At 41.6% G+C, this 25,318-nt stretch carries 26 protein-coding genes; 21 read left to right on the top strand and 5 right to left on the bottom strand.

All coding sequences use genetic code 11. The features are described from left to right. Positions 1–146: 146 nt before the first annotated feature. From BM192_RS21385 to BM192_RS19130, 14 genes are all read left to right on the top strand, one after another. Entirely contained in the window at positions 147–467 is a 321-nt protein-coding gene (locus tag BM192_RS21385) for a DUF6660 family protein (protein WP_394364785.1), read from the top strand. A 98-nt stretch (positions 468–565) separates the two neighbouring features. Next, complete coding sequence (locus BM192_RS19195; RefSeq protein WP_037441758.1) at positions 566–4,948, top strand: CusA/CzcA family heavy metal efflux RND transporter; 4,383 nt, start codon at positions 566–568, stop codon at positions 4,946–4,948. 8 nt (positions 4,949–4,956) lie between these two features. Beyond that, positions 4,957–6,216, top strand: a complete 1,260-nt coding sequence (locus BM192_RS19190) for an efflux RND transporter periplasmic adaptor subunit (RefSeq protein WP_037441756.1) — start codon at positions 4,957–4,959, stop codon at positions 6,214–6,216. A gap of 86 nt (positions 6,217–6,302) precedes the next feature. After that, positions 6,303–6,647 (top strand): four-helix bundle copper-binding protein, encoded by a 345-nt coding sequence (locus BM192_RS19185; protein WP_037441753.1) that lies wholly within the window; start codon positions 6,303–6,305, stop codon positions 6,645–6,647. A gap of 130 nt (positions 6,648–6,777) precedes the next feature. Then, the gene (locus BM192_RS19180; RefSeq protein ID WP_037441751.1) at positions 6,778–8,937 is read left to right on the top strand and encodes a heavy metal translocating P-type ATPase; all 2,160 of its coding nucleotides are present in this window, start codon (positions 6,778–6,780) and stop codon (positions 8,935–8,937) included. Positions 8,938–8,941: 4 nt separating this feature from the next. After that, positions 8,942–10,264, top strand: a complete 1,323-nt coding sequence (locus BM192_RS19175; RefSeq protein WP_037441779.1) for an Nramp family divalent metal transporter — start codon at positions 8,942–8,944, stop codon at positions 10,262–10,264. Positions 10,265–10,306: 42 nt separating this feature from the next. After that, on the top strand, positions 10,307–10,963 hold the full coding sequence (locus BM192_RS19170) for a phosphatase PAP2 family protein (protein ID WP_037441749.1): 657 nt from the start codon (positions 10,307–10,309) through the stop codon (positions 10,961–10,963). After that, complete coding sequence (locus BM192_RS19165; RefSeq protein ID WP_051759955.1) at positions 10,953–11,696, top strand: ZIP family metal transporter; 744 nt, start codon at positions 10,953–10,955, stop codon at positions 11,694–11,696. Before BM192_RS19170 ends, BM192_RS19165 begins: the two co-directional genes overlap by 11 nt. A gap of 29 nt (positions 11,697–11,725) precedes the next feature. After that, positions 11,726–12,397: a DUF1345 domain-containing protein gene (locus tag BM192_RS19160; RefSeq protein ID WP_070808209.1), complete on the top strand. Its 672-nt coding sequence runs from the start codon at positions 11,726–11,728 to the stop codon at positions 12,395–12,397. A gap of 233 nt (positions 12,398–12,630) precedes the next feature. Then, a complete protein-coding gene (locus BM192_RS19150) occupies positions 12,631–13,236 on the top strand; it encodes an HD domain-containing protein (protein ID WP_037441744.1) in 606 nt (201 codons plus the stop codon). A 16-nt stretch (positions 13,237–13,252) separates the two neighbouring features. Continuing rightward, positions 13,253–13,429 carry a DUF2188 domain-containing protein gene (locus BM192_RS20985; RefSeq protein ID WP_169741376.1) on the top strand — a complete coding sequence of 59 codons (177 nt, stop codon included), beginning with the start codon at positions 13,253–13,255 and terminating at the stop codon, positions 13,427–13,429. 3 nt (positions 13,430–13,432) lie between these two features. Next, positions 13,433–13,897, top strand: a complete 465-nt coding sequence (locus tag BM192_RS19140) for an MgtC/SapB family protein (RefSeq protein ID WP_037441740.1) — start codon at positions 13,433–13,435, stop codon at positions 13,895–13,897. A gap of 23 nt (positions 13,898–13,920) precedes the next feature. Continuing rightward, positions 13,921–15,873 (top strand): LTA synthase family protein, encoded by a 1,953-nt coding sequence (locus tag BM192_RS19135; RefSeq protein ID WP_074964095.1) that lies wholly within the window; start codon positions 13,921–13,923, stop codon positions 15,871–15,873. A gap of 390 nt (positions 15,874–16,263) precedes the next feature. Then, positions 16,264–16,500 carry a phosphatase PAP2 family protein gene (locus tag BM192_RS19130; RefSeq protein WP_051759951.1) on the top strand — a complete coding sequence of 79 codons (237 nt, stop codon included), beginning with the start codon at positions 16,264–16,266 and terminating at the stop codon, positions 16,498–16,500. Between the two features lie 166 nt (positions 16,501–16,666). On the opposite strand, the gene BM192_RS19125 is transcribed toward BM192_RS19130, so the two are convergent. Continuing rightward, complete coding sequence (locus BM192_RS19125; protein WP_037441737.1) at positions 16,667–16,924, bottom strand: TFIIB-type zinc ribbon-containing protein; 258 nt, start codon at positions 16,922–16,924, stop codon at positions 16,667–16,669. A 593-nt stretch (positions 16,925–17,517) separates the two neighbouring features. On the opposite strand from BM192_RS19125, the gene BM192_RS21380 reads away from it, so the two are divergent. Then, positions 17,518–17,643 carry a four-helix bundle copper-binding protein gene (locus tag BM192_RS21380; RefSeq protein ID WP_201771389.1) on the top strand — a complete coding sequence of 42 codons (126 nt, stop codon included), beginning with the start codon at positions 17,518–17,520 and terminating at the stop codon, positions 17,641–17,643. Positions 17,644–17,778: 135 nt separating this feature from the next. Beyond that, positions 17,779–17,997: a hypothetical protein gene (locus tag BM192_RS19115; protein WP_139218466.1), complete on the top strand. Its 219-nt coding sequence runs from the start codon at positions 17,779–17,781 to the stop codon at positions 17,995–17,997. On the opposite strand, the gene BM192_RS19110 is transcribed toward BM192_RS19115, so the two are convergent. Then, positions 17,994–18,746, bottom strand: a complete 753-nt coding sequence (locus BM192_RS19110) for a PRC-barrel domain-containing protein (protein ID WP_074964094.1) — start codon at positions 18,744–18,746, stop codon at positions 17,994–17,996. The two genes, BM192_RS19115 and BM192_RS19110, sit on opposite strands and share 4 nt — an antisense overlap. A 128-nt stretch (positions 18,747–18,874) precedes the next feature. Between BM192_RS19110 and BM192_RS19105 the strand changes: the two genes are divergently transcribed. After that, entirely contained in the window at positions 18,875–19,057 is a 183-nt protein-coding gene (locus tag BM192_RS19105; RefSeq protein ID WP_037441733.1) for a hypothetical protein, read from the top strand. 516 nt (positions 19,058–19,573) lie between these two features. Here BM192_RS19105 and BM192_RS19100 read toward each other — a convergent pair. After that, positions 19,574–19,768, bottom strand: a complete 195-nt coding sequence (locus BM192_RS19100) for a hypothetical protein (protein WP_074964093.1) — start codon at positions 19,766–19,768, stop codon at positions 19,574–19,576. A gap of 280 nt (positions 19,769–20,048) precedes the next feature. On the opposite strand from BM192_RS19100, the gene BM192_RS19095 reads away from it, so the two are divergent. Further along, entirely contained in the window at positions 20,049–22,019 is a 1,971-nt protein-coding gene (locus BM192_RS19095) for a heavy metal translocating P-type ATPase (protein WP_037440923.1), read from the top strand. A 79-nt stretch (positions 22,020–22,098) separates the two neighbouring features. Here the strand turns inward: BM192_RS19095 and BM192_RS19090 are convergent, their stop codons facing one another. Beyond that, positions 22,099–22,779, bottom strand: a complete 681-nt coding sequence (locus tag BM192_RS19090) for an Abi family protein (RefSeq protein ID WP_037440925.1) — start codon at positions 22,777–22,779, stop codon at positions 22,099–22,101. A 525-nt stretch (positions 22,780–23,304) separates the two neighbouring features. Then, positions 23,305–23,796: a hypothetical protein gene (locus BM192_RS19085; protein ID WP_139218465.1), complete on the bottom strand. Its 492-nt coding sequence runs from the start codon at positions 23,794–23,796 to the stop codon at positions 23,305–23,307. Positions 23,797–23,952: 156 nt separating this feature from the next. Between BM192_RS19085 and BM192_RS19080 the strand changes: the two genes are divergently transcribed. The 3 genes from BM192_RS19080 to BM192_RS21305 are packed head-to-tail and all read left to right on the top strand — an operon-like array spanning position 23,953 to position 25,149. Continuing rightward, complete coding sequence (locus BM192_RS19080; RefSeq protein WP_037440927.1) at positions 23,953–24,333, top strand: ArsR/SmtB family transcription factor; 381 nt, start codon at positions 23,953–23,955, stop codon at positions 24,331–24,333. After that, positions 24,330–24,932, top strand: coding sequence for a mercuric transport protein MerTP (gene merTP / locus BM192_RS19075; RefSeq protein ID WP_037440929.1), 603 nt, complete (start codon positions 24,330–24,332; stop codon positions 24,930–24,932). Before BM192_RS19080 ends, merTP begins: the two co-directional genes overlap by 4 nt. Before the next feature lies 1 nt (position 24,933). Beyond that, complete coding sequence (locus BM192_RS21305) at positions 24,934–25,149, top strand: GDCCVxC domain-containing (seleno)protein (protein WP_074964092.1); 216 nt, start codon at positions 24,934–24,936, stop codon at positions 25,147–25,149. The last annotated feature ends 169 nt before the right edge of the window (positions 25,150–25,318 follow it).

The following is a 25,318-nucleotide window of genomic DNA, read 5'->3' as shown; positions in this document are numbered from 1 at the left end:
TTGTAAGCAATAACATAAAATGGCTCATTAGATTTTCCTTAGATGTTTAAATGCGAATACTTTATAATAGAAGCAGCAAAATATAATCTTGCCCTAAGTACTTTGCCTTTGTTATATTTTTTTTATATTTGGCAAAATCGTTTAAAGTGAAATTTTGGAGCAGGTTTATTTGTATAGTAATAATCGCATTGAGCTGTGCTCCATGCGCAGATGCTGCTGCATATAATCAATCTTCTCTTAAGACCAGCTTTACAAAGCCTGTTACCTCGCAAACACACAATCAACACCGCACGGATGCCTGTTCACCCTTCTGTGTGTGTGCCTGTTGTAACACCCCAACGTTTGTTAGGCAAATAATAGTTTCTATTGAGATTCCTATACAAATCATACGAGAGTATTCAAACGGTATTTCCGGAAAGGCAACCTCCACCTCTCTTTCCGTTTGGCAGCCTCCCCAATTAGGTTAATTTAAATTATCAAGTTATTGCGACTGAATCAATCCTTTTGGAAATGATCCTGTCCCGCATTGATCTGTTTTTTTTATTTATACCTAATTTAAAATTCAATGCTGAAAAAAATCATTCAGTTTTCCATACAAAATAAATTGGTCATTGGCCTGTTTACCTTAGCACTGATTGCCTGGGGGGTGTATTCCCTTCGTCAATTACCCATAGACGCCGTACCGGATATTACCAATAACCAGGTGCAGGTCATAACCCTTAGTCCTTCCCTTGCCACACAGGAAGTTGAGCGGTTAATATCCTATCCTGTAGAGCAGACCATGTCTACCATTCCCGAAATTGAGCAGGTTCGTTCCATTTCAAGGTTTGGCCTTTCTGTGGTTACTATCGTGTTCCATGATGATGTAGATATTTACTGGGCACGACAACAGGTCAACGAAAAGTTGACTGAAGCCAAAAACAATATTCCCGGAGGGCTTGGTAACCCCGAAATATCCCCGATTTCAACCGGCCTTGGTGAGATATACCAATACGTGATCCATGCCAAACCCGGGTTTGAGAAAAAATTTGATGCCCGTGAGCTCCGGAGTATTCAGGATTGGATTGTCCGTAAACAGCTTTTAGGGACACCCGGTATAGCCGAGGTAAACAGTTTTGGCGGTTTATTAAAACAGTACGAGATTGCTTTAGACCCTGATAAACTAAGAAGTTTAAATTTAAGTATAAGCGATGTCTTTACTGCTTTAGAACAAAATAACCAGAATACTGGCGGTGCCTACATAGATAAAAAGCCTAATGCTTACTTTATACGAAGTGAGGGCTTAGTTGGTAATCTTGATGACATTAACAAGATTGTTGTGAAAAATAACAGCAGCGGCATACCTGTATTGATCCGAGATATCGCTGCTGTGCAGATTGGGAGTTCCATCCGTTACGGCGCGCTTACCCGTGCAACACCCGATGCTCAGGGCGAGGCCGTTGGTGGGATCGTGATGATGCTTAAGGGGGCCAACGCCAATGATGTGGTAAAACAAGTTAAAGCAAAAATTGACAGGATCAGCAAAACCTTGCCAGAAGGGGTTACGATTGAACCATTTCTTGATCGTAGTGCATTGGTAGACAGAGCTATGAGTACAGTAGCCAAAAATTTGATCGAAGGAGCATTGATTGTGATCTTTGTTTTGGTTTTGTTTCTTGGAAACTGGAGAGCAGGTCTTGTTGTAGCATCGGTAATTCCATTGGCCATGCTTTTTGCTATTTCAATGATGAACCTGTTTGGTGTATCCGGGAATCTAATGAGCCTTGGTGCAATTGACTTTGGATTAATTGTAGATGGAGCAGTCATAATTGTGGAAGCAACTATGCACCATCTCGGTTTGCGAAAAGGACGCAGATTAACTCAACAGGAAATGGACGAAGAAGTCTATGAATCAGCAGTAAAAATCAGGTCAGCCGCTGCTTTTGGAGAGATTATAATTTTAATAGTTTATCTCCCAATTCTGGCTTTGGTAGGCATTGAAGGTAAAATGTTTGGCCCTATGGCACAGACCGTTTCTTTTGCTATCCTTGGCGCATTTTTACTTTCCATGACATATGTACCTATGGTTTCTTCGTTGTTTTTAAGCAAGAACACCACACATAAAAGAAACTTTTCAGACCGTATGATGGACTTTTTTCATAAGCATTATCATCCTATGATTAAAGGAGCGCTGAAGAGACGTCTGCTGGTTACTTTAACTGCTGTTATAATCTTCGCTATCAGCGTATTTGTATTTAGCAGAATGGGTGGAGAATTTATTCCAACCCTCGAAGAAGGTGATTTTGCCGTGGAAACCAGGTTATTAACAGGTAGTTCCCTGTCACAGACCATTGATAAGGTAAACCAGGCATCGGCGATCCTTGTAAAGAAATTTCCCGAAGTAAAAGAGGTGATTGGAAAGATCGGAGCCGCTGAAATACCTACAGACCCCATGCCGATGGAAGCATGCGACCTTACTATTATATTGAAGGATAAAGATGAGTGGGTGTCTGCGACAAACCGTGAAGAACTTGCAGAACTGATGAGTGAGGCACTCAAAGATGTACCGGGTGTTAGTTTCGGTTTTTCACAACCGATTCAACTACGTTCAAATGAGCTAATATCGGGAGTGCGACAAGACATCGGGATAAAAATATTTGGCGACGACCTTTCAACATTAACCGATTTTTCTCAACAAATAGGGCAAATCGTTTCCACAGTTGAAGGTGCAAAAGACCTGTATCTGGAACAAGCGGAAGGGCTCCCACAAATAGTAGTAAGGATCAACCGTGACCGGATAGCACAATACGGACTAAGTGTAGGTACCGTTAACCAGGCTTTGAATACCGCGTTTGCAGGACAGTCGGCGGGACTTGTTTATGAAGGGGAACAACGATACGACATGGTGGTACGTTTATCCCAGGAAAACCGTCAAGGTATTGATGATGTAAAAAATGTTTATGTGACAGCGCCTAATGGAAATCAGGTTCCACTTGATCAGCTAGCCGATATCGAATTCAAAATAGGACCAAATCAGATTCAACGTGAAGACACCAAACGTCGGATCATCGTGGGACTTAATGTTCGTGGGCGTGATATTGCCAGTGTGGTAGAGGAGATCGAACAAAAAATCAATCAACAGGTTAAATTACCAGCAGGATATTACATTACTTACGGCGGTCAGTTCGAGAATCTTAAAGAAGCGACTAAAAGACTATCTATTGCTGTTCCGGTAGCACTGTTATTGATCCTGTTATTATTGTATTTCTCTTTCGGTTCAGTAAAGCAGTCGATGTTGATCTTCACTGCTATACCGATGGCTGCCATAGGAGGTATTTTTGCCCTGTTATTGCGAGGAATGCCATTTAGTATTTCCGCTGGTGTCGGTTTTATCGCCTTGTTTGGTGTAGCGGTGCTCAATGGCATTGTATTGATCACTGAATTCAACAGACTTAAAAAGCTCGGTAAATATACCTTAGATGAAATTGTCCTCAAAGGCACGGAAATTCGTTTAAGGCCAGTGTTGATGACTGCTACAGTAGCCTCGCTGGGCTTTTTACCAATGGCCCTTTCTACAGCTGCCGGTGCTGAAGTTCAAAAACCTCTGGCTACTGTTGTAATCGGCGGATTGATCACCTCCACTATTTTGACCTTAATTGTTTTACCCGTGTTATATACTTATTTCGAAGGCTTTAAAAGTAAAAAGAAAACTGTTGTTCCTACTGCCCTGATTGTATTGTTCATTGCTGGGCTTACTTTACTTGCTCCGGCGGCGCAGGCACAAACGCCCAGCACCGGCTCCCCAATAACCATGCAACAGGCCATCCAGACTGCAATTGGCAACAACCAGGCTGTAAGGTCTTCCGGTCTACAAATTAGCCAGCGGCAGGCATTAAGGGGCAGTTCAACGGACTTAGGCAAGACCAGCATTGACGTTCAATATGGTCAGATCAATGGCATAAAAAGGGACAATAACTTTAGTGCCTCGCAGAGTATCCCGTATCCCGGATTGTTTAAAAATCAACGCAATCTATACGATGCCCAGATCAGGGGTGCTGAAATAAACCTGTTGGTTACACAAAAAGAATTGACCTACCAGGTAAAAAGTTCCTACACACAGCTTGCTTATTTTATTGCCTTGCAGGAATTGTATAAAAGCCAGGACAGTGTCTACAGTAACTTTTTGAAGGCAGCTTCGCTCCGTTACCAGGCAGGGGAAACCAATCTACTGGAAAAGACTACGGCTGAAACCCAGTATAATGAAGTGCGCAACCAGATGAGCAAGAACCAGTCGGATATTTTGGCCTATACTTCAGAACTTAAAAGGCTGCTCAATTCACAGGCTAGTATAGAAATAGCAAAAGAGCAGTTCAAACAGGAAGACTGGAATAACACCGGTCTGGATAGTGCAATCGCTGGAAATCCATTGCTGGCTTTGCAAAGGCAGCAGATCGAGATTGCAGATAAGGCGATTGGAGTGGAAAAAGCCCGTTCCGGCCCCGATTTTACAATCGGCTATTTTAACCAGTCTATTATTGGCAGTCAGAACGTGAACGGTCAGGATCAATATTTTAACGGGGGCAAAAGATTTCAGGGCGTTCAGGCGGGTATATCTATACCGCTCTTTTTTAAGCCTTTTTCTTCACGGATCAAAGCTGCCAAAATAGAAAAGCAGGTAGCAGAAAGCCAGTTCAGTCTGTTTCAGACCAACTTGCAGGGACAGTACAACCGGGCTTACCAGGATCTGCTAAAAAACTCCCGCAGTATTGAATATTATAAAAGCAGTGCATTGCCAAACGTAAACCTGATCCTAAAGCAGTCACAGATCGCCTTTCAGAACGGCGAGATTGGTTATGTGGAGTATTTGCAGGGATTACGGACTTATTCGGATATCCGCTTTAATTATTTGCAGGCCATCAACGAATATAATCAATCAGTTTACACACTCCAATACCTTATGGGTTTATAAAAAATAAAATGAAAAAAACAATTCAAATCATCAGCCGGATCACATATATTATTGCATTGGCTGTTTTCTTAACTTCTTGTGGAAACAAAAAAGAGCCTGAAGCAGCAGTTTCAGTTGAAGAAAACCATGAGGAAAATGAAAATTCCGTAGAGATAACCCAGTCACAGTATAATGCGATTGGCATTAAATTAGGTTCACCTGAGATGAAAGCGTTGAGCGGATTGCTAAAAGTTAATGGATATATTGATGTCCCTCCTCAAAATTTAGTGAGCGTCACTACGCAAATGGGAGGCATTGTGAAATCCACCCCTCTTTTACAGGGTAGCAGCGTGAGTAAAGGACAAGTAATTGCCGTTTTACAAAACCAGGAATATGTACAACTCCAGCAGGATTATCTTGAAAGTAAAAGCCAGCTTGAATTGACCGATACTGAATACAAGCGTCAGCAAACCTTGGCAAACCAGAATGTAAACTCCCAAAAAACACTGCAACAGTCACGCTCACAGTATCAAAGTACTTTGGCCAGGGAGAGTGCGCTTAGACAGCGGTTGCAGCTGATCAACATCAATGCTGCAAATTTAACCGCAGGGAATATACGCAGTCAGGTAAATATCTATGCCCCAATTAGTGGCTATGTAACCAAAGTGAACGTCAACACAGGGAAATTTGTAAATCCCAATGATGTGATGTTTGAAATCGTAAATAGTTCTAACCTTCACGTGGAATTAAATGTATTCGAAAAGGATGCTTCCCAAGTAAAGGCAGGACAAGTTGTTCGCTTTAAAATGACCAATGATAGTACTGAACAAAAAGCCGTGGTTCAACTGGTAGGAAAGGAGATTAAACCCGACAAAACCGTTACAGTCCATGCCATTGCAAAAGGGAGCAAAGGTTTTATTCCGGGAACTTACCTCAAAGCTTTGATAGAGACAGGAACCAGCCAGGTCATGGCCCTGCCGCTAGCCTCTGTCGTGGATTTTCAGGGCAAAAAGTACATTTTTATTTCAAAATCAGGAAAAAAAGAAGCTGCACATGATGGCGAGGAAAAGGGTCATAAACATGACCCAAAGGAATCCGAAACAGAATCGGAAGCTGAAGGCGAATCCTTTCATTTTGAGATTATTGAAGTAGTTGTCGGGACAAGTGACGGTGGATATATTCAAGTAGAACTACCTAAAAATCTAGATGTTAAAGGAAAAGTAGTTTTATCAGGGGCCTATGATTTGCTATCGAAATTAAAAAATAGCGAAGAACATGAAGGTCACTAAAAAAAGAACTAAAATAATTAAATAACGCACATGATTCAGTCAAACGTGGTAGAAATAAATCTACATATAACTAATCTATTTTAATTATGGAAAATCAAAATCACCAGGCACTTATTCAGAAATTACTGAACTGTGCCCTAGCCTGTGAAAACTGTGCTGCCCAGGGCTTTAAAGAAGCCCAAAACGCAATGATGGAAAAGTGCATACCAATGGACATCGATTGTGCGGACATCTGCATGCTCGCTGCCCGCTTGTTGCAGCGTGGATCAGACATCGCACATGAGTTCTTGCTTATCTGCGAAAAAGCATGCCGGATGTGCGCCCAGGAATGCGCTAAACACGATCACGAACACTGCAAAAAATGCGCACAGGCCTGTAACGAATGTGCTGATGCCTGCCATGAGCATCACAGTAAATTAAACCAGGATTAATACACACATCTGATGGGGTGCCTTCTTCGGAAGGCATCTCTTTTTTATGCCGCCCTATGTAACTATAACTACTTAAAATACTGCACAGCAAAGAGCTTATCCAAGCTCAAAATTTAAAAATCTACCTGATATGGAAAGCAATAATAAAAAACAACCGGCAAAAAAACCAACAGCCCCAAAAAATAGTCCGGGGAATATCCGGGAAAGCAAAACTCCCAAGCCTAAAAGTGCGGCAGATCAGAAAATCACCAAGGATACCCACTCCAAAGATCAGTCACATTCCCATAAGGAGAACAAGGCTGATCATAAGGAGGAAGAAGGACATGAACATGGCGGAGTTTTTGGAAAAAATACAGAGCTGATATTCTCATTGATTTGTGGAGCTGCTCTGGGAGCGGGCTTTGGGTTATCTTATGTGGCAGGTATACCCGAACAGGTTAGTCTTATCCTTTATATAATTGCCTATTTCTTTGGGGGCTTCTTCACGGCTAGAGAAGCAGTTCAAACCATAATGAAAGGCGGGTTTGAGATTGATTTTTTAATGCTGGTTGCTGCAATCGGTGCTGCCATATTAGGTTCATGGATGGAAGGGGCCCTGCTGCTATTCCTTTTCAGTTTGGGGCATGCACTGGAACATTATGCAATGGGTAAAGCTCGTAAATCCATTGCCGCGCTGACCAGCCTTGCCCCCCCAACCGCCCTGGTGGTACGGGATGGCAAAGAAGAAGAAATAGGTATTGAACAGCTGGTACTGGGCGACACCATCATTATTAAGCCCAACAGTAAAATTCCCGCCGACGGCGTGGTGATCAAAGGCGAGGGCAGCGTAAACCAGGCACCCATAACCGGAGAAAGCGTACCGGTCGATAAATCGCCCGTACCCGATCCTGCCAAAGATTATACTGGCGAAAAAAGTATTAAACCGCAATACCGGGTGTTTGCTGGAACCATAAACGGCGCTTCCGTATTGGAGGTTAAAGTGATTAAGGAAGCGAAGGATTCTACCATTTCACGGCTCGTGAAAATGGTAAATGAAGCGGAAAAGCAAAAATCCCCTACCCAATTGTTTACCGATAAATTTGAAAAGTATTTTGTACCGATTGTGCTGGTCTTGGTAGCGCTGCTCTGCTTTGCGTTCCTGGTCATTGATGAGCCGTTTAGTAAAAGTTTTTACCGGGCAATGGCGGTACTGGTTGCGGCCAGTCCCTGCGCCCTGGCAATATCTACGCCAAGCGCCGTATTGAGCGGGGTTGCCCGTGCCGCGCGTGGCGGTGTGCTGATCAAAGGAGGAAGACCTTTAGAAGATTTGGGTTCTTTAAATGCAATTGCTTTCGATAAGACTGGTACCCTTACAGAAGGGAAACCGCAATTGACCAATGTAATCCCACTAAATGGAAGCTCTGAGGAAGCATTGCTACTGATTGCAATATCCGTAGAAAAACTAAGCGACCATCCCCTTGCTGAAGCCATTGTTAAGGGAGGCTTGGAAAAACTTAAAAAACAATCTTTGCCGGAGGCAAGTAAGGTAAAAGGCATTACCGGAAGAGGCGTCCAGGCAGAGGTTGAAGGTAAAAAAATACTGATTGGGAATAAGGCATTGTTTGAAAAAGATAATGTGCCTGCCGAGATTATTAAACAGGTGGAGGATCTGGAAAAGGGTGGACATACATCGATGCTGGTCAAGCAGGACAATGATTTCATCGGCATACTTTCGTTAATGGACGTCCCACGCAAAGAAGCAAAAAATGTGCTCAATGAGTTGTCTGCATTGGGGATTAAAAAGATGATCATGCTGACAGGCGACAACCAGCAGGTAGCCGAAGCTGTTGCAAAGCAGATCGGCATCACTGACGCCATTGGTAACCTAATGCCTGAAGATAAGGTAGAAGCTGTCAAAAAACTGGACAAATCCGAGAAAATGGTGGCAATGGTCGGTGATGGCGTGAACGATGCCCCCGCAATGGCAAAAAGTACGGTTGGTATTGCCATGGGTGCCGCGGGTTCGGATGTTGCCCTGGAAACGGCCGACATTGCCTTAATGGGGGATAAACTTGAAAGTCTTCCCTTTGCAATTGGCTTAAGCCGCAAGGCTAAAGGAATCATCAAACAGAACCTATGGATCAGTTTGGGAGTGGTTGCCGCCCTGATACCGCTAACGATTTTAGGCATAACCTCTATTGGACTGGCAGTGTTGGCTCATGAAGGCTCCACATTGGTTGTAGTGGCGAATGCACTTCGTCTGCTTGCCTATAAAAACGATCAAAAAGAGTCCACCAAATCAAAGGGATAAAAGCATGCTTAGAAAAGTAAAAAAATTCCTGAAGGCCTTAGGCCCGGGCGTCGTTACTGGTGCGAGTGACGATGACCCGTCAGGGATTGCGACCTATTCACAGGCCGGTGCCAAATATGGGCTAGCTACACTCTGGACGGTACTCATCACCTTTCCTTTAATGGCCGCGATTCAGGAAATCTGCGCCCGGATTGGTCTGGTTACCGCCGTTGGGCTGACAACTACCCTAAAAAAGCATTATTCTAAATTTGTTCTTTATCTGATGATCCTGTTCAGTGTACCTGCCATTATATTAAATATAGGGGCTGATATCGCCGGGATGGGCGCTGTGGCGCACCTGATCTTTCCCGCCGTCCATGCCATGATATTTAGCGTACTGTTTACGGCCATTCTATTATTCTTTATCATTTATCTCCCGTATTCCAAATTCGTTTCGGTTCTGAAATACCTGTGTCTGACCCTACTGCTCTATATCATTGTTCCGTTCTTTACCAAACCGGATTGGGGGGCGGTATTAAAGGCAACATTCATCCCAACGATAAAATGGGACAAGGACTTTATAGGGATGCTGGTTGCGATCCTTGGAACAACGATCTCACCCTACCTCTTTTTCTGGCAAACGGCAATGGAGGCCGAAGATGTAAAGGCGGTCAAACGCCAGGTGATGATCAATAAAAGACTGGTGAACATAAACGGGGACCATCGCACCCGATCCGAGAATAAGACCAGGGAAAACCGGCTGATGGGGCTGCTGATCCAAAAAATGGGACTGGATGTAAACCTGGGCATGCTCTTGTCAAACATGATCATGTTCTTTACCATCCTTGCTACGGGTACTGCACTCTACAGCCAGGGAATCAGGCAGATTGATACGGTAGAACAGGCGGCCAAGGCATTGGAACCGGTGGCGGGACGGGCATCTTATCTTTTGTTTGCCTTGGGGGTGATTGGAACTGGCTTTTTGGCCATTCCGGTGTTGAGCGGCAGCCTTTCCTATATTGTATCGGAAACCTTCGGATGGAAGGGCAACCTGGATAAGAAGTTTCATCAGGCAAAGCCGTTCTATGCCATTATCATTATATCGGTAGTCATTGGGCTGCTACTCAATTATATTGGCATCAGTCCGGTAGACGCACTGTTATATACTGCTATTTTATACGGTTTAACTTCGCCTGTGATCATCGCCATTCTGCTGCACATCGCAAACAATAAAAAAATCATGGGAGAATACACCAATGGAAAGCTTTCCAATTTCCTGGGTTTTGCAACGCTACTGGTTATGTCAGTTTCAGCTGTTTTTCTTATTTACCTACAGTTTACTTCATAGCTATTTATGCGATAGAATTTAATTTATTAATTCAGTATTGTAATGAGAGCCAATAACATCCACTTTCTTGTAGTAATAACAGCCTTAGTTTTTACCGGGCTGCTAGTTTCATTCATTCTTGCTGACGCACATATAGTAAGTGATCTCAGCGAATTGAATGACATGCTTTTGATTTTGGCAAACAGCCACCACAGTCGTTTTATGGATCAGGTAATGCTTCACGTTGGAAATTTTTACTTCTGGGTTCCGTTTTATTGTTTCTTGTTATTAATGGCATTGGCATATGATAAAATTCGCTTTATGCGCATACTCCCTTTTGTAATCATATATCTTAGTGTCCAAAGCATATTTCTGTTTACGTTCAATAATTTTTTTAAACATCTGCGTCCGCTGTATCAACAGTATTTGGGCCTCCAATTACATATCAGTTCCGCTGGAAAGGGCGCAGCTTATGGATGTCTTCCGGCAGCTTCCGCCGCTGTTGGCATAGCACTATTTTTCAGTCTGTACTTTAATCAGCGCTATCGGCTGCTGAAGCTGATCCTATTTAGCTGGGCAGCTTTAATTCTCTATAGCCGTGTATATAATGGACTGAATTACCCCGATGAGATCTTTTTTGGTGCCTTAATGGGTTTAACCCTGTCCTATATGTCATTTATGGCCTATAAACACTATTTAAATCGATATTATGCCAATTAAACTGATAATTTCTTGCAAAGAGCTGGGCCTTACCTGCATCCCGGTTGCCTTGCTGATTGCCGGTGGGGTAAGTGTTCTTTACCGCAAGCCCAATGCGGCAGTACAAAGCATCATCCTTCATTTTGCTGCTGGGGTGGTTTTTTCTGTAGTAGCAGTTGAGTTATTGCCAGACATGATCAAAATTCATAAACCCATAGCGATTATTGCAGGGTTTATAATGGGTATTGCTTCCATGCTGCTCATTAAATGGTATACCGCTAAACTGGAACTCAAAGAGGCCGGTAATAAAGGCGATCAGCTCCTTCCCTGGGGAATGTTGACCGCCATTGGCATTGATATTTTACTGGATGGCCTATTGCTGGGTATCGGGTTTGCTGCCGGGGCAAAAGAGGGCATGCTGCTGGCCCTTGCCCTGGCAATGGAATGTCTGTCATTGGGCCTTGCTATAAGTAGCAGCCTGTTAAAATTGCAGATGAAAGGCAGGAAAATCCTATTAATACTGATGGGGTTGAGCGTGTTATTTGTAATGGGGGCAGCAATCGGATTTTTTGTACTGCACTATACGGGCGATAAGGTGCTTGAAGTCGTACTTTCTTTTGGCTCGGCGGCCTTATTGTTTCTGGTCACCGAGGAACTTCTCGTAGAGGCTCACGAACAAAAGGATTCTCCGTTTTACACTGCCGCTTTCTTTGCCGGGTTCCTGATCTTTATGATCTTGGGGATAATTGTTTAGGTCTTAAAAGCATTATTATAAACATTTATATGAAAATTTACCAACTGGATGCCCACTATAAGCTATATATATCATTAGGCATTGCCCTGCTTGTATTTTTGGCAACCTATGGTAGTCTGTCCTTCTCCATGCATTTCATGATAACCTGGCTAGCCTATGCCTTGAGCAGCCTGGCGCTTGCCTGGATTACCATATTGACCTCGCACCCCGCCCAGGTGAAGCATGAAGCTCACGCCCAGGATTCCAGCCGCTCACTGATGTTTTTATTTGCCGTTGCTGCTGCCTTTGCAAGCCTGTTTGCGATTGTTATCCTTTTGCAGGGGAGTGCGGAAAAGTCAAAACAGGATATTGTCTATCAGATTGTCGTTCCCTTTGCCTGTGTCATCAGTTCCTGGTGGCTGGTGCATACCATTTTTACGCTGCGTTATGCCCACTTTTACTATTGTGATATGGAGCGGGGCGATAAGGACAAAAAGATAAAGCCTGGTGGCCTGATCTTCCCCGAAGAAAAGGAGCCCGACTATCTTGATTTTACCTATTTCTCCTTTGTAATAGGCATGACTTTTCAGGTTTCCGATGTACAGATTACCTCCAAAAGGATCAGGAGGCTGGCCTGGATGCACGGGGTTTTGGCCTTTGCCTTTAATACCATTATTGTAGCCCTCACCATCAATGTTATTTCCGGACTTATCTCCAAATAAGCCCACGCAAAAAAGTATAATAATGAAAAGAAATACAATACCCAGTAGGAGAAATAAAAAATATAAACCTAAGACATTTAACGATTTGCCTAAAGAAGTCGTGCCGCCAACTCCTTTATTTAAAAAGGTATTAAAGATTATTCTTATTGTAATAGCATCCCTTTTGCTTATTGCCGCTATAGTTCTCAGGATTCGTCATTATTTAATTAAACACTGGTAAATTACTAATTAAGATGGAAAATAATATCAAGTTATTAAGTAAGGAGTTACCTGTTTATGTTTCCGCTATATTCTATGAGCACATTAATCCCCAACTGGTTTACCATAATCTGGAACATACCAGGCGGGTGGTAGAAAGGACGCTGGAAATAGCAAACTACTACAGGCTTGGCATCACCGAGCACTTTATCCTGCTTACAGCTTCCTGGTTCCATGATACAGGACACCTTTTTTCCGGGCCTCAGGGTCATGAACAGCAGAGTGTGGCCATCATGGAGCCTTTCTTACTGGAGCATGGGATAGACCCGGTTATTATCGAAGATATCCGGGGATGCATCATGGCCACAAAGATACCCCACTGCCCAAAGACCTTTTTACAAGAGATCATCTGCGATGCGGACACCTACAACCTGGGGACTGACGAGTTCCTGATGACCGATGAATTGCTGAAGAAAGAATGGGGGCTAAGGGGGCTTTCTGTCGGTAGGGAATGGGACAATATTACCCTTGATTTTCTCAAAGAGCACCGGTTTTTTACTTCTTATTGCAGCGGGAAGCTACAAGAGGGAAAACAAGAAAATATCGATGTATTTAGCAGGCGCATTGAAAACTCAAAATAAACAAAATCAAAAAGCTATGAAATGGACATCAGAAATTTTTCCATTGGAGATGGGTGAACTGGAACCGCATGTAAGGGAAAAAGCGATTGAGATCGCCAACCAGTTAAAAAAGGAAGGGCAGGTCAAAGAACTTTCCATTGTAGAAGAGGCCATTAAGCGGGCACAGGAGTGGTTTTTAAATATGGAGGGTTAATTTATGGATGTTGAGAAAGAGATATTCATTGTTTTAAAATTGTTGATTGCATTTGTTCTGGGCGCTGCCATTGGGCTTGACCGGGAAAAGCATGGGAGCAGTGCAGGCATCAGAACCTATGCAGCGGTCTGTTTGGGTGCTACTCTGTTTACCGCTATCGGTGAGCATCTGCAGGACATTGCCGCTGCCTCACGAATCATCGCCAATATCCTAGTAGGTATCGGTTTTTTGGGTGCGGGCATTATCTATAAAAACGATAAAACGAACAGTTCCCAGGGACTTACAACGGCTGCAACCATATGGTGTACCGCAGGTATTGGTGTAGCGGTTGGCCTGAACATGCTGATCATCGCAGTCGTTGCCGCTGCTGCTATCTACTTCCTGCTAAGTCTTTATCATCACAAATGGTACTTGAGGTGGAAAGCCAAAATGCAGAAAGCGCATAAAATTGAAAATACTGACGATTAACAACATGATTATAATTATTACATATGCAAAACTTTCTTAATAGCAGGTATATCGTTCTCTTTTCCTTTCTATCATTTTTCCTCTTGGCTTCATTGTGTTTGAGAGTACTGTTTTTATCGATTTCAGTAGTTCAGGCAGACTTAGATAGTTTAAACATTCTTGGAGTTATTGCCAAGGGGTTTGTTTTTGATCTTACGGTAGCATTGTGTTTCACTATTCCCTATTCAATATATCTACTGCTGTTACCCCAGCGCTGGAACAGAACTGTATTCAATAAGATCGCAACCTATTTTATGGTTTTTCTAATGATTCTCATTACAATATTTTCCTTTTTCGCAGAATATACATTCTGGCGGGAGTTTGAAAGCCGTTTTAATTTTATCGCGGTGGATTACCTGATCTATACATATGAAGTTATCAACAACATCAACGAATCCTACCCTTTGCCGCTCCTATTTGGCGGGGTATTGACCATTACGCTAACAGTGTTAATACTAATAAGGCAAAATTTTGTCAACAGCTTTAAATCAGAAACACGCTTTGTGAAACGGCTATTCATCACTCCTCTGATCTGCTCGGCAGCATTCCTGCTCTTATGGAAAACCGAGAACTCCTGGGCGGAAAAAAGCAGAAACAGGTATCAGAATGAACTCTCTAAAGCAGGTATTTTCTCATTTGTGGCTGCTTTTAAAAACAATGAACTGAACTTTGACCAGTTTTATCCGTTAATGGAGATAAAAAGGGCTTTTGCCACCATGAAAATAAGCCTTCGGGAATCCCGCTCGTCAGCTAGTGCTGATCCGCTAGAGATAACAAGGCAGATCACTGGTTCCAGTGAAGCTAAAACCCCAAATGTGGTCATGGTGGTACTGGAAAGTTTCAGCGCAGAATTTATGGGAAAATTTGGCAATGGCCAAAAGCTGACACCCGTACTAGACTCTCTTGCAGATCAAAGCCTATTATTCACCAACATGTACGCTACCGGAACAAGAACAGTCCGCGGAATGGAAGCACTTTCCCTAGCTGTACCCCCCACTCCAGGAAATAGTATTGTCAGAAGAAAGAATAATGAAGAACTGACTACTATCGGAAGCATTTTCAGGACTAAGGGATACCGAACTACTTTTTTTTATGGCGGGGATGGATATTTTGACAACATGAATCAGTACTTCGGCAGTAATGGATTTAATATTGTTGACAGGGGCAGGAATTTGTCCATAGGGGATAATTACAAAACTACCAGAACGATTCTTACAGACAAACAGGTGAGTTTTGAGAACGCCTGGGGCATTTGCGACGAGGATCTCTTTGCTGCAGTAATCAGGGATGCCGATACTGGATTTGCATCCAAACAGCCTTTTTATAATTTTGTGATGACTACATCCAACCATCGCCCGTTTACTTATCCCAAAAACAAAATTGATATTCCTTCAGGTACAGGCAGGGAAGGTGCGGTAAAATATACTGATTATGCGATAGGCAGATTTCTTGCACTGGCCAAAACAAAACCCTGGTATGCAAACACCGTTTTTATTTTTGTAGCCGACCATTGCGCTGGCAGTGCCGGAAAGAATGAGATTGACATTGCAAAATACCATATTCCGGCTTTGGTTTTTAATATGTCCGGTGCAGTACCGGCCCGTATTGACAAAATGTGTTCCCAGATAGACCTTTATCCAACGCTTTTTTCTCTACTGAACTGGTCATACGTAAATAACAACTATGGCAAAAACATTCTTGATAAAAAGTATACGCCCCGTACCTTACTAGGTACCTATCAGAAACTGGGATACATGAAAGGCGACAGTCTGGTGATCCTAAGTCCAGGAAGAAAGCTGGAAACATACCTGTACAATCCATCAACAAATGAACAGACGCCCCATAAATTTTCAGGAGAGGTAACTAATGAGGCGATATCCTACTATCAGACGGCCTATTATCTGTTCAAAAATGGTGGTTTAAAATTACAGAAATGAAAGGCTGCCTCCAATGTTTTTTATATATACTACCGATATTATTTTCGGGAAGCACTTTTGCACTTCAGGCTGTCGATTACTATACCTGTACAATCCGATACTTCAAGCGTTCATGATAAAATTGTCCTGCAGGAATTAAATACCCCCATTCCTCTATCAGCTATTATCATTCCGGGGGGCAGCTCTGACTTATGGATTTATAAAATTGGACAACAATGCGCTCACCCGACTTGAACAGGAGGCCAGGCACGAATTCTACAGTGAACATCCACACCGCCAGTTCATCGTGGATGATTACCTGCAATTTGCTCCTGGAGCAGCGGTATTCGTTTTAAACGGCTTGGGTTTCAAGGGAAAAACAGCCTGATTGATCAGAGCGGCATTTATTTATTGTCCAACATCATCTTAAACGGAACTACCCAAAGCATAAAGCGGATCACAGCCGTGACCAGGCCTGACGGCACTCCAAATGCCTTCCCTTCCGGCCATGCTGCTGAAGCATTTGCTTCGGCAGAATTCCTTCGGCGGGAATACGGCGAACAATCGGTATGGTACACGGTATCAGGCTATACCGCCGCTGCTGCTGTTGCCGTTTTGAGGATGTACAATAAACCGGCACTGGCTTAGCGATGTTGTAGCGGAAGCTGGTCTTGGCGTTCTGTCAACCCAGGCTTCATATTGGCTATATCCAAAGATTTGATCAATCGTACGGCTTCGTTTGCTCCGATTTATTAATATCATTAATAAGCACATTATCTCTTAGTATAGCTATAATGGATCAACCTCAGTTCGCCTAAAAATCGAACAAGTTTCCTAAGAAACCCCTTCGCCCATGTTTGTTATAACTACCGTGATGACCGCCGTCACTATATCCACCCGGATTATAAGGGTTGTTGTAATTTGGATTTTGCTGATTAGGCGTTTGTTGATTTTGGACAGGTGTTTCCTGTTCAAGTGATTTTTCGATTATTTTGTCAAGCTCGCCTTTGTCGAGCCATACGCCGCGGCATTTAGGGCAGTAATCAATTTCGATACCTTGCCTATCGGTCATTAATAAGATTTCGTACAGGATGGACAATTCATAAATTTCAGTTTAATTATAGTGCCAGTAAATAATAGTAAAAGTACAAAAATCTGTTCGACTTCACTGTAGAAAATTCTTTGTCTTTGCTGGAAATATTCAGTTCCCAAGCAACATCTGCCTGATGAAAACGGCTCGAAGCGAAGAAGCGACTGACTATCCTAAAATACCAACCTGCAAAATAAAACTACTTTATTCGAAGGGTCAGCAAACCTTCGACATATTCCGTTGCCTGGGTAGGTGCCTGCAAAAATATCTGCTATTGTTGCCCTGAAGAACTGAAGGGTTATCAAAACCGGTGCCTTGCTTCAGCAAATAGGTAATCTTTTCTTGGCAATAAGAAAGATATGGCAGTAACTAATATTGTATAAATTACTTTTCTACCTGATTTTGCTGTACAAACAAACGTTGCTCAACTTATACAAATCCGGCAGTTATAAAAAGGCTAAACGAAATATCTGATTAAGTCTATTGACATGAAATTAGTAAATAAAACTTGTATACCAATCGGCCGCACCAATAATGAGCCTGGGTAGCGATCATGCCAAAGCGCTTTGCCATATATGCGCAGAACTGTGCGAAAAATGCGGCATGGAATGCGGTGCGGACAGCACCAGACTGAACATTGCCAGGAATGTGCCAAAGCCTGTAGGGAATGCGCAGAGGAATGCCGGAAAATGGCAGCTTAAGTTTTAAAATGTAGGTCAGCCTGCATTTTTTTTTAAATTATTTAAAAAATTTACAACAGAATATTTCCGCCATGAACAAGATCCAGATCTTTGCTGCGCCCAATAAAAGCCCTGCAATCAGAAATAAACGAATGGATGGCCGACAATAAGGATGCACATATCGTCGAAACCAATATAACCAGCCTGGCAAAGAGCAGTGTTTCAGCTTCTGATGAAAAAAAGAAGGGGGAATATGCCTTTTATATCCTGTATACCCCCGCAGACCAGAGCGAAGAAGAAAGCGTACTGCAAGCTTCTATGCAAATGCCAACCGAACTGGCCGATCCAAAAGTTATAGAAAGCGAGAGCAATTAAAAAGTTTTTCCATAATAGGTATAAAGATCAGTTTCGTAAACTTCCGGTATTGGTTTAAAGAGGTCATATTCAGGGCTGTTTTTTACGGCATCTACCGGAAGATCCAAATACACAGCCGAATTTGACCATTGTATATCCGTGAGCCATCTGGGTGATATTAAAACCTTTTTTCCGGGAAACCAGTTTCCGGTATCCACAACCATAAAGCGCAGCGTCCAGCTGTTGTCATCCATAACAAAGTCCTCTACCTCGCCGATTTCGCCATCGGTAGCATGGATCTGGTAGCCCTTAACTTCACTGGTACTGCGCAGGTGCGGATCACCTGTTTGCTGATCAGGGTTTGATGCAGCTATGCTTTCTTCCAGTGGCGTCCTGGTTTCGGTCATACCGGTCATGCCCATACCACCGTAAAAACCTACCCCGCCAATTCCGTAGTACGGCCAGGCATAATGACTGTACAATTCGATCTCCTGCTGGCGGGAGACGGGCTTATCCGTGTCGATATCGGGACTGTTTTTTATCTGTTCCTGGGTAAGATTAACCGGGAAGATCTCATTTTCCCAATCAGGTTGATTTACGGCCGACGGAGAAATAAGTACTTTACGGCCGGATAGCCAGCCCCCTGTTTTTACGACCAGGTAACGTATTGTCCAGGTTTCATCATCAAAATAAAAGTCTTCCACTTTTCCGATTTCGCCGTCGGTAGCCCCAATATGGAAGCCAACCAAACTTTTTACATTGTATAACATAGTTTTAGATTTAAGCAGTGTATATAAAAACAATTTAAAAGATAATAAGGATAGATCCCCTAACGAGCAATGATGCCTACAATCGCTGCTGTAACCAATATAGCTACCAATACCCAAAAGAAATACTGATGGTTACAACAGCAGCTACCGCAGTTTCTTCATCTTTTTTCAGGTCTGCGGGTGTTTTATTTGCTCTGGCACTTTTGGCAGTTACTGGTGATGAGGGCGTAGCACTGGCAATCACCAGGGCGAATATAATGGCCGCAAACAGCCCCGGAACCTGCCGGAATTTTGGTTATTCTCTTATTTGAATATCCTCAGCTGACTAATGGAGACGAAGAACTCCGCACTAAAATACTGATCTCAGGATGCGTTATTTTGGCTATTTATTATTTTACTATCAGGTATTTGAAAAAAGTGGCAAATGGGCGGGTTGATCTAAAATGTTATTTCTTAAAACGTTTAGAACATTATTGGTTTAATGTTATAACTCCTTTAATCTGTAGTAGGCCCACCGTAAGGGGCGACAGACAACCTTACAAACCAATTTGTGGTGCTGAGCGGCAGATAAAAGTCAGTCAGTATTAAGCCGTCAGCCACGCTTCAAAGAGCTTGTAAAAATTGAATACGTAGTCAAATCATGAGGATATTCGTCTTACAAGAACTAAACTTAATAATCTGGAATAGCTAACGCAGGAGCAATTCTTATTCGTTTAATAACTATAAAACAATAATGCTTTGGCTGTTTATTGAGGTCGTTAATTCTTTAAAATTTAAGCATTGCAATAACATTAATAACAATGCCCCGTGTGGAGCATTGTTGCATATCAGGGCTTTTTAGTATGGTGCTCCGATTCCTTGTGATGTTCCTGTTCCTGATGATGTTCCGGCTCATCGTGGTGTTCTGGTTCGTTTTTGTGTCCCGGTCCCTCATGGTGTTCGGGATGTACATGGTGCTCCTTGTGCTCGTGATGCTCTGGATGCTGATCTTTTTCTGGCTGTTCTTGATTTCCTGATGTCATAATTAATTTTTTATATATTGGTAATTATTATATAACAAGAATAGCCGTTAATAAGTTTCATCTTCATATAATAAAATGAAGCTTTGATATGGGGGTTTCTTTTCAGCGTTTATAGTGGCCTGGGTAATAAGATTAATCTTATGTTGGCAGCGATATAAGAGGGAGAATAGATCACATGGATTTGTATCAGATGAAATTAATGTGGTTTTAAAAGGAAAATGTTTAAAATAGACTATGCAATAGTATTGCGTGGCCTGGAGAGCTTTTTGTATAAAAAACAATGGAAGTAAAAAAAAAATTAGAATTGGAAGAACAAACTAAAATAGTTCAACCTGACCTGCAGGAAAACTTGCAAGGTGATGGCCACAATAATAGTATTGATGAGAAAAACGAAAATAGTATAGTTGCCCATTGGGATTTGTTGCTGGCCTTACTCATTTTAGTTATCGAACTCGTGGCGGAGTTTGGTTTTGGCTACAAGCTTAATAACCTGACAGGCTTTATTGTGAATGCGGTTGCTTATGTTCTTGCTGGAAGGGGCGTGTTAAATCTTGCCTACAGAAAGGCAATAAGGGGTGATTTTTTTAACGAGTTTGTGTTAATGTCCGTTGCCACACTGGGCGCTTTTTATATTGGAGAATACAGTGAGGGAGTGGCAGTAATGGTATTCTATCAAATTGGTGAATGGTTTCAGGACGCTGCTGTTAATCGTGCAAAGCGGAATATCAAAGCCTTGCTTGATATTCGACCAGATATAGTAACGGTTATAAGAGATGGTGTTCCCCAAACTGTAAACCCTTTGGATGTTAAGTTAGGGGAAACCATACAAATAAAACCAGGAGAAAAGGTCGCTCTAGATGGAGTTTTAAAGTCTGATTCTGCTTCTTTTAATACAGCAGCATTAACAGGAGAAAGTAAGCCTGATACGAAATACAAAGCTGATCTGGTTTTTGCTGGAATGGTTAATTTGAATACAGTTTCTGAAGTACAAGTGAGTTCGCTGTTTAAGGATAGTAAGCTCAGTAAAATCTTGGAAATGGTTCAGGATGCCACTGCCCGTAAGTCAAAAACACAGCTTTTTATTTCCCGGTTTGCGAAAATCTATACACCGATTGTGTTTTTCCTGGCTTTAGCTTTAGTCCTTCTTCCATTCTTTTTTGTAAGTGATTATATTTTCAACGATTGGCTTTACAGAGGTTTGGTATTCCTTGTAATCAGTTGCCCATGTGCCTTGGTGGTATCCATTCCCTTGGGGTATTTTGGTGGAATTGGCCTTGCTTCTAGAAATGGTATCCTTTTTAAAGGCGGTAATTTTCTTGATGTGATGACACAAGTCAATACCGTTGTTATGGATAAAACCGGTACGCTAACTAAGGGCGTGTTTAAAGTCCAACAGGTAGTCGCCAAAGAAATTGGCGAAGAGGAATTAGTAAGAATTACTGCTGCGTTAGAAATAAACTCGACTCACCCGGTTGGAAAAGCGGTTGTTGATTATGCAGGTAATCTGCTTGGTAATATCACCGCCACTGATGTGGAAGAGATTCCCGGACATGGTTTAAAGGGTATTGTAGAAGAGAAGAAAGTCCTTGTAGGTAACCTCAAATTACTAAAGAAATTTAAAATAGTATACCCAGAAGAAATTGAAAGGATTGCTTACACCATAATCGTAGTTGCTGTAAACGATGTTTATGTTGGATACATTACCATTGCTGACGAGATCAAAGAGGATGCAGCAGAGGCGATAAAACAAATGCACCGCCTGAATATTAAAACAGTTATGCTCTCCGGAGATAAACAAGCTGTAGTAGATGAGGTGGCTAAAGAATTAGGTATTGATGCAGCCTATGGTGATTTACTGCCTGAAGATAAAGTGAACAAGGTTCAGGGATTAAAAGACCAGGGATTACGTATTGCCTTTGCAGGCGATGGGGTTAATGATGCTCCGGTAATTGCTTTGGCTGATGTAGGGATTGCTATGGGGGGACTTGGGAGTGACGCTACTATCGAAACCGCCGATGTTGTGATTCAAAATGACCAGCCTTCCAGAATTGTTTCTGCTATTAAAGCAGGTAAGATTACAAGGCACATTGTATGGCAGAATATAACCATGGCAATGGTTGTAAAGGTTATTGTATTAGGATTAGGCGCTGGTGGTGTGGCTAACTTATGGGAAGCTGTAATTGCAGATGTTGGAGTTGCTTTATTGGCGATCTTGAATGCAGTGCGTATACAGCGTATGAATTTAAAATAATATCCTGATATATTGCAGCGCCCGAAGAGAGTTCTCTTTATGCAATTGTGGCTTAAATTAAAATGGAAGTAAAGAGGTATTAAAGGCCTTTTCCATCTTTAATTTTTGTTTTGACGTTGTCAAAATATTCAATGTATTCTTTTAAATCCTGGTCCATCCAATCTGTTAGCTCATAGATAGATTGTATTATGTTTTCGACATGTGTAAAGTCAATGGTATTGTTTAGAAAACAGATTGGTTCATTATGATAAATTCGATTTCTAAAGGCTCTTATGGAGTCGAGTTTAATTGCAATAGCACTTCGATTTATAGTTGGAGGTTTGTTAACAAAACATTTAATCGGAGAACCTCCAATTAATTTATAATGATGTGGCTCAAATAAACTGGTCCAAAAGCCAAATGTTTGCTCTGCTAAGACATGTCCAGTTGTTACAACTCGACCCTTACGGATCATAGAGGTTTCAGCATTTTGAATACATTTCTTTAAATAAAAGTTGGACCGTTTTAAGCTAGGATGTGCCATAAAACCTGTTTTTTCATGCAAAATCCAATTTGGATCTACAAAGTATGCTGATACATGATTGTAAACGGCATTTCTGAAAAATATTTCAAATAGACTTAGTATCGGATAAGCTGCTTGAGCTATTCTCAAATTGATTCTATATAGCTTTTGGGCTTTCACTTTAGAATTTCCACAGACATTTAAAAACCTATCTAAACGCTGCTGTGAAACAAAATATTCAAGTTTATTGTAATTCATATAATATATAGCCAAATATATCGTATATTTGGTATGTAATGCTTGATAAAGCCTCTTTTTGTTTTCAAAAACGTAATCAAGTTTAAGAAAAAAGCCTCAACAAATCGTTGAGGCTTTTTAATTATATAGAATGCCAACTTTCAAATCTGGGCAAGCCTACTATTCAATGGCAGTTTACTTAATGTTATAATGTTTAACGTATTAGCTGAATAAGGGTTTAATCGTGGCTGTTGCACAACTCTAATAATGTTAAATTTTGCTTTTATAAAAATGCCGAAATTAAAGGCATACAAAGCAGACAGGATTATACAGAAGACCTGTTTATCAGCTATCGAACCGGGTTCCTAAAGAAAACCCGTACCGAGACTCCGCGAAACGCTTGATCTGAGCTTTTTATATTACACACAAAGGAACTTTACTGCAAGACCGGCAATCCTTCAAATGACCCGGTCGTCTTTTTCAAACTACTGCTGACAGGTTGCCTGGAGAATCATACCCCTGACCGCAAGCTGGTAGAGCATTACTCTATGCGAATGGACGTGTTGCGAATTGTATTGCGGCAGTTCGACTCGGTGGGTTCACTAATAAATCTTTTTGACTTTGAATTCTATAATTTGCCCTTAGAACAGTTTGAGGCCTTGGTCTGAAGCTTAGACCCGGCATTATGCTCCATAACTCATCTCCAATATTTTCATCAGTTTCATTAAATCTTCCAACATTCCAATCCACATACTCAAGGCGGCAAGCAAGATTGATTGTGGCATTTTGCCAACCTAGAATATTTCTTTTTATTATTGGCTGTACGAAATCAGCAAAGCCACCTTGTTGTTTGCTCCCAATTTGCTGCGAATATGTTAATGGAACATCTATATTTATCCATGCCCATTCCCCAGTAATAAATGTATTGAGTTCTGGCAATGTAGTATTAAAATCAATAGCAAATACATTCAACTGTCTAAATACGGTGAAACACAAAAAACTTGAACAACTCAATGCCGCAATTACCTTGTTGATCAAAGGCTGGAACATAGGCAGGAAAAACAATGTTTATTACAAACAATATGAAGAGGCAACTTCTCTTCTTAAGGAGTACAAGACCATTAGTGCATTTAAAGATATAAAGCTATTATTTAAGTATTTGCTAAAATACTTAAATAAATATATTTTTGCATCATGGAAAGTCAGGAAAGCTGTATACGGGTATTAGCCGATTCATGCCAGATAAAAGGGTGTAAAGAACTTTTACAGGCTAATCAAACAACTTTGACAGGGTTAAGTAGTATCCTAGCCCTCGCTGGAAACGAAGTAAGGCTTAAAATTCTTTTTCTTTTAAAGATAGAGGGTGAACTATGCCCTTGTGATCTGGCCGATATTTTAAGCATGAGCATCTCTGCAGTTTCTCAACATCTACGTAAAATGAAGGATGGAAGAATTATTAAGACCCGCAAAGTGGCACAAACCATTTTTTACTCCATAGACCTCATGCATATCGAATTATTAAAACCTTTACTTATCCATATTACAGCCTCAAATCTCCAAACAGAACAAATATGAAAACAAAAGAAAGGTCAGGGTTAGTTGGCGTAGGATTATTGTCTGCATTTGCAGCATCATTATGTTGCATCACCCCAGTGATTGCCCTTATTACAGGAACGTTTGGCGTGGCTTCTTCCTTTTCGTGGGTAGAACCTACGCGCCCATATTTCATCGGAATCACCGTAATCGTTCTTGCTTTTGCCTGGTATCAACAGTTATCTGGAAAATCACAGAAAAAAGAAAACTGTGGGTGTGAGCGTAATACTTTTAGGAAATCTAAACAAGCATTACTGATCATTACTCTATTTTCGGGGCTACTGCTTGCTTTCCCTTATTATACATCTGCATTGTATGAAACTCCTGTACAATCCACTATTGTCCAACAGCAAAGTAATCTGAAATCAGTTAATTTTTTAGTTAAAGGGATGACATGTGCCAGTTGTACCGCCCACATTGACGGGGCACTTTCTAAAGTTTCTGGTGTTGCAAAAAGCTCAACCTCCTATGAAAAGTCTGAGACAAAGGTAAGTTATGACCCTAAAAAGGTTTCAGTAGACAGTTTAAAGTCCCAAATAAACAAAACCGGCTACCAGGTAACAAGTATTAAAACGCAATAAGATGACTAAAGAAATTCAATTAAATTCTACCATCACCTGTCCTTCGTGTGGGTATAAAAAAGAAGAGGTAATGCCAACGGATGCTTGTCAGTACTTTTATGAATGCGAAAGCTGTAAAACTCAATTAAAACCTCATTTTGGGGATTGTTGTGTGTTTTGCAGTTATGCTACTGTCCCATGTCCACCAATTCAGGAAGGAAATAGCTGTTGTAATTAATCACGTGGCATATCTATTAAACCCTCATTTTCTAATTCAATATACCAGGAGATTTTTCATTGGTGATTTAGCCGTTACAGGTGTCCCTCAAAACTGTAACGGCTAAAACGAATTCATGAATTTGGCCAAAACGAAATCATAAAAAGTTTGTTCCTAACATTCCAAGAAA

The organism is Pedobacter antarcticus (genome assembly GCF_900112985.1).
GTDB lineage: Bacteria > Bacteroidota > Bacteroidia > Sphingobacteriales > Sphingobacteriaceae > Pedobacter > Pedobacter antarcticus.
Note: the sequence above shows the minus strand (reverse complement) of the source record. Positions and strands in the feature narration are given on the sequence as shown.

Excerpts from the sequence above, each read along its gene's own strand:
- BM192_RS19160 (WP_070808209.1), top strand. The coding sequence starts at position 11,726 with ATGAAAATTTACCAACTGGATGCCCACTATAAGCTATATATATCATTA.
- BM192_RS19185 (WP_037441753.1), top strand. The coding sequence starts at position 6,303 with ATGGAAAATCAAAATCACCAGGCACTTATTCAGAAATTACTGAACTGT.
- BM192_RS19090 (WP_037440925.1), bottom strand. The coding sequence starts at position 22,779 with ATGAATTACAATAAACTTGAATATTTTGTTTCACAGCAGCGTTTAGAT.
- BM192_RS21380 (WP_201771389.1), top strand. The coding sequence starts at position 17,518 with ATGCGCAGAACTGTGCGAAAAATGCGGCATGGAATGCGGTGCGGACAG.
- BM192_RS19190 (WP_037441756.1), top strand. The coding sequence starts at position 4,957 with ATGAAAAAAACAATTCAAATCATCAGCCGGATCACATATATTATTGCA.
- BM192_RS19170 (WP_037441749.1), top strand. The coding sequence starts at position 10,307 with ATGAGAGCCAATAACATCCACTTTCTTGTAGTAATAACAGCCTTAGTT.
- BM192_RS19195 (WP_037441758.1), top strand. The coding sequence starts at position 566 with ATGCTGAAAAAAATCATTCAGTTTTCCATACAAAATAAATTGGTCATT.
- BM192_RS19150 (WP_037441744.1), top strand. The coding sequence starts at position 12,631 with ATGGAAAATAATATCAAGTTATTAAGTAAGGAGTTACCTGTTTATGTT.
- merTP (WP_037440929.1), top strand. The coding sequence starts at position 24,330 with ATGAAAACAAAAGAAAGGTCAGGGTTAGTTGGCGTAGGATTATTGTCT.
- BM192_RS19105 (WP_037441733.1), top strand. The coding sequence starts at position 18,875 with ATGGTTACAACAGCAGCTACCGCAGTTTCTTCATCTTTTTTCAGGTCT.
- BM192_RS19110 (WP_074964094.1), bottom strand. The coding sequence starts at position 18,746 with ATGTTATACAATGTAAAAAGTTTGGTTGGCTTCCATATTGGGGCTACC.
- BM192_RS19100 (WP_074964093.1), bottom strand. The coding sequence starts at position 19,768 with ATGACATCAGGAAATCAAGAACAGCCAGAAAAAGATCAGCATCCAGAG.
- BM192_RS19125 (WP_037441737.1), bottom strand. The coding sequence starts at position 16,924 with ATGACCGATAGGCAAGGTATCGAAATTGATTACTGCCCTAAATGCCGC.
- BM192_RS19175 (WP_037441779.1), top strand. The coding sequence starts at position 8,942 with ATGCTTAGAAAAGTAAAAAAATTCCTGAAGGCCTTAGGCCCGGGCGTC.
- BM192_RS20985 (WP_169741376.1), top strand. The coding sequence starts at position 13,253 with ATGAAATGGACATCAGAAATTTTTCCATTGGAGATGGGTGAACTGGAA.
- BM192_RS19165 (WP_051759955.1), top strand. The coding sequence starts at position 10,953 with ATGCCAATTAAACTGATAATTTCTTGCAAAGAGCTGGGCCTTACCTGC.
- BM192_RS19080 (WP_037440927.1), top strand. The coding sequence starts at position 23,953 with ATGGAAAGTCAGGAAAGCTGTATACGGGTATTAGCCGATTCATGCCAG.
- BM192_RS21305 (WP_074964092.1), top strand. The coding sequence starts at position 24,934 with ATGACTAAAGAAATTCAATTAAATTCTACCATCACCTGTCCTTCGTGT.
- BM192_RS19135 (WP_074964095.1), top strand. The coding sequence starts at position 13,921 with ATGCAAAACTTTCTTAATAGCAGGTATATCGTTCTCTTTTCCTTTCTA.
- BM192_RS19095 (WP_037440923.1), top strand. The coding sequence starts at position 20,049 with ATGGAAGTAAAAAAAAAATTAGAATTGGAAGAACAAACTAAAATAGTT.
- BM192_RS19115 (WP_139218466.1), top strand. The coding sequence starts at position 17,779 with ATGGCCGACAATAAGGATGCACATATCGTCGAAACCAATATAACCAGC.
- BM192_RS19140 (WP_037441740.1), top strand. The coding sequence starts at position 13,433 with ATGGATGTTGAGAAAGAGATATTCATTGTTTTAAAATTGTTGATTGCA.
- BM192_RS19180 (WP_037441751.1), top strand. The coding sequence starts at position 6,778 with ATGGAAAGCAATAATAAAAAACAACCGGCAAAAAAACCAACAGCCCCA.